General features: G+C 67.9%; 3 protein-coding genes and 2 pseudogenes. 1 reads left to right on the top strand and 4 read right to left on the bottom strand.

Translation table 11 applies throughout. The features are described from left to right. From AOK01_RS45995 to AOK01_RS45990, 3 genes and pseudogenes are all read right to left on the bottom strand, one after another. A pseudogene (locus AOK01_RS45995) lies at nt 1-127 on the bottom strand (MBL fold metallo-hydrolase); the annotation flags it as partial. Between the two features lie 59 nt (nt 128-186). Next, a complete protein-coding gene (locus AOK01_RS39895; RefSeq protein WP_055520523.1) occupies nt 187-762 on the bottom strand; it encodes an ester cyclase in 576 nt (191 codons plus the stop codon). Nucleotides 763-1,308: 546 nt separating this feature from the next. Then, nucleotides 1,309-1,797 (bottom strand): annotated as a pseudogene (locus tag AOK01_RS45990) (MBL fold metallo-hydrolase); the annotation flags it as partial. A 164-nt stretch (nt 1,798-1,961) separates the two neighbouring features. Between AOK01_RS45990 and AOK01_RS39885 the strand changes: the two are divergent. Next, nucleotides 1,962-2,615, top strand: a complete 654-nt coding sequence (locus AOK01_RS39885; protein ID WP_055520521.1) for a TetR/AcrR family transcriptional regulator C-terminal domain-containing protein — start codon at nt 1,962-1,964, stop codon at nt 2,613-2,615. Nucleotides 2,616-2,700: 85 nt separating this feature from the next. On the opposite strand, the gene AOK01_RS44545 is transcribed toward AOK01_RS39885, so the two are convergent. Next, nucleotides 2,701-2,980: hypothetical protein (locus tag AOK01_RS44545; protein ID WP_213862220.1), on the bottom strand; the 280-nt coding region annotated here is incomplete at both ends.

The following is a 2,980-nucleotide window of genomic DNA, read 5'->3' as shown; positions in this document are numbered from 1 at the left end:
TGTCCTTCGTCCCGAAGCCGGAGTCGACGAGTACCAGCCCGTTGCCGGTCTCGACCGCGAGTACGTGGCACACGAGCGGGGCGCCCGGAAGCCGCATCGTCCCGCAGTTGAGGTGGTGGACCTTCATCCGAGGGCCTCACTGACCATGGTGACGTCTCCTGCGTTTGGAGGACATTCGGGGGCGGGTCACTTGACGAAGTCGGGCGGGGTGGTGTCGAGGAGTCGCGGATCGGGCTTGCTGCCTGCCATGGACAGCACTCCCTTGAGGACGCGGGCCAGCTTGAGCAGGCTGCTCGGCTTGCGTCGGTCGACGCCCGCGAGCAGTTGCTTGAGGATGGTCAGCTGGTCGAAGTAGACGCGTTCGGTGACGAGGTTCTCGTTCTCGTCGAAGACGAAGTACGCGTTCATGCGCGTGCGGTGCCCGGCGCCGGTCGGCGGGATCTTGCCGAGGGGACCGAGGTGGGTGCCCAGCAGCCAGAACTCGACGATGACGGCGTCGACGCTGTGACGCAGCGCGATGATCTCGTGGTGCTGGTCGGGGAAGGCGACGCGTGTGTCGTCGTAGTACGCGCGCACGTCCGAGTCGCCGTCATGCACCTTCATCAGCGCGATGAGTTCGTAATGCGGGTGCGGGAAGGTGGACAGGGTGGCGTCCCAGTCCTGGGCGACCTCGTCGCGGAAGTGGTCGAGGACGAGTGTCTCCCGGGCGCGGAGCACGGACTCGTCGGGCAGTACGAAACGGTTCGCGGACGAGCTGTTCATGGTCGGGGCTCACTAACGCGTGTGGGTGATGGCACGGTGGCTGAACGTCGGTTTCGTGCCGGGGTTCGTCCAGGCACCGGTCAGTTCGCTGGACGGGAAGAACTGCAGGAAGCGCGGGTCCTGTTGGCTCGGATCGGCGAGCGTCTTCTCCAGGACGACCGAGTTGTACTGGTCGGCCGTGGTCTCGATGGTGTTGGCGTTGAGGACGGCCTCGTACTGCCACTCGCGGCTCCACTTCGCCAGCCCCGGCAGCTTCGAGTGTTCCGGCGTCAGGCATTCGGCCGCGATGGCGTTCTCACTGCTGACCCATGTGCCGGTCGAGGTGTTGAGGACCAGGCTCTGGTTGCCGAACACATGCCCCGGTGTCTTCACCACGGCGACACCTGGGCCGATGACCACCGAACCGTCGATCGGCAGGAACGCCTCGGGTGGGACATCACGGTAGGAGGCGGGCTGGTACCAGGGCCTTTGCAGCGGGTGCAGTTGGGCCATGCCGGCGAGTTCGTCACGCTGCACGATCACCTTGGCGTTCGGGAAGGCCGGCNNGTAGTCGACCTGCTCCGGCGCGATGCCGAGCGCGGCGAGATGGTCCGGGACCGTGGTGTGCCGGGTCAGCATCAGGCGGGTGAGGGCAGCAGGTGTCCGCTGGGCGAGCCTGTCGAAGTACGGGGTGTACTGGCCGAGTTCGACGTCACTGGGCTCGAACAGCAGCACCCGGGCCCGGCCGTCGGTCTCGTGCCATCGGATGACCAGCATGCGGTTGGTGATCGACAGGAACGGCGCGATGGCGCGCGAGGCCCGGAAGAGACCGAACCGCGTCGGGTAGGGCAGCGTGACCAGATCGCAGGTCGTGACGCTGTCGGGCGTACCCGTCGTCGCGAACTCGCGCTTGAACCTCGCCCCCTCGACACGGACGGCGGCCAGTCGCGCTCCGGGACCGCCGGGCACGCGGCTCGGGTCGGTGAGCGAGTCGACCGGAGTGCCGACACCGGGCAGGTCGACCACGTTCGTCGTGTTCCACGGGAAGAGCTGCATGCCGGTCTCCACTGCTTAAGTCCACGTCGTGGGTATTCTGCAACACGTTTATAGTCCACGCCGTGGGTTATCGCAAGGATGGGGCATGATGGAACGGTGACGACTCGTACGGCCCGCGCCGACCGCCGCCCCGGCGCGGCCGGCCCCGGAAGGGTGCCTCCACGCTGACCAGGGACGTCGTCATCGAGACCGCGATCTCCGTGATCGACGAGGAGGGTGTCGAGGGCGTCAGCATGCGCACCGTGGCCCGACGTCTGGGCGTCGACGCGAAGAGCCTCTACAACTACGTCGACGGCAAGGACCACCTCCTCGACGCCGTCGCCGAGCACATCCTCGTCACAGTGGCGCTCCCGGAACCGACGGGGTCTCTCGACTCGGACCTGCGCGCCATCGGGAGAACGTTCCGCGCCGCGACGCTCGCGCACCCTCGCGCCGGAGCGCTCGTACTGACCCGGCAGCTCTCGTCCGCGGCCGGTCTGCGGCCTGTCGCCACGGTCCTTTCGGTGCTGCGCGCCGCCGGCTGCGGGCCCGAGGAGGCGGTGCACCTGCTCAGGACTCTGCTGGCCTCGGTCGTCGGGACGCTGCTGCGCGAGGTCTCCGCGGGTCCGACGTTCGGGGTGGTGGGCCCCGAGGCCACGGCGAGGCGGCAACACGACCTTGAGGCGTCAGGACTGCCCGTCCTTGTCGAAGTCGCCCCGCACCTGGCCCGGTTCAGCCATGACGACGAGTTCGAGTACGCGCTCGACCTCGTCGTCACGGCTGTCACCCGGAAGGTCGGCGAAGCCGGTACCGCCACCCCGCAGGCGCCCTCGGCCTGACCGTCCGGGTCCCGGGCAGCTGCCGCCTTCGACATGGGCCGCCTCGTGCGCCGCCCTTCGAGCGGTCGGGTGCCGGCCCCCCGNNCACCTCCGAGGCGGGCATGTTCCCCCACCTGCCGTTGTAGTCACCGTTGGTCCAATACCAGATGTCATTGCCTCCCGAGTGCGCTTCCCCATGCCCCCAGCAGCTGAAGACGCTGAACGTCGTTCGGACGAAGTCGACGATGGGTGAGTCGAAACTGCGGTGCTCATAGATTGCCGCGTTCGCGTAGTTGCCGCAGTACAGCTTTCCTCCGCTGGTGTAGCAGTCGGCGGAGACCTGCAGTTTCGCCGTCGCCGCAGGAGTCGCGCCCGCCGGATTCGCC

Origin of the sequence: Streptomyces aurantiacus (genome assembly GCF_001418335.1) — a bacterium.
GTDB lineage: Bacteria > Actinomycetota > Actinomycetes > Streptomycetales > Streptomycetaceae > Streptomyces > Streptomyces aurantiacus.
The sequence above is the reverse complement of the archived record's forward strand: the minus strand, read 5'-3'. Positions and strand labels throughout refer to the sequence as shown.

Coding starts and splice junctions, on each gene's coding strand:
- AOK01_RS39895 (WP_055520523.1), bottom strand. CDS start 762: ATGAACAGCTCGTCCGCGAACCGTTTCGTACTGCCCGACGAGTCCGTG.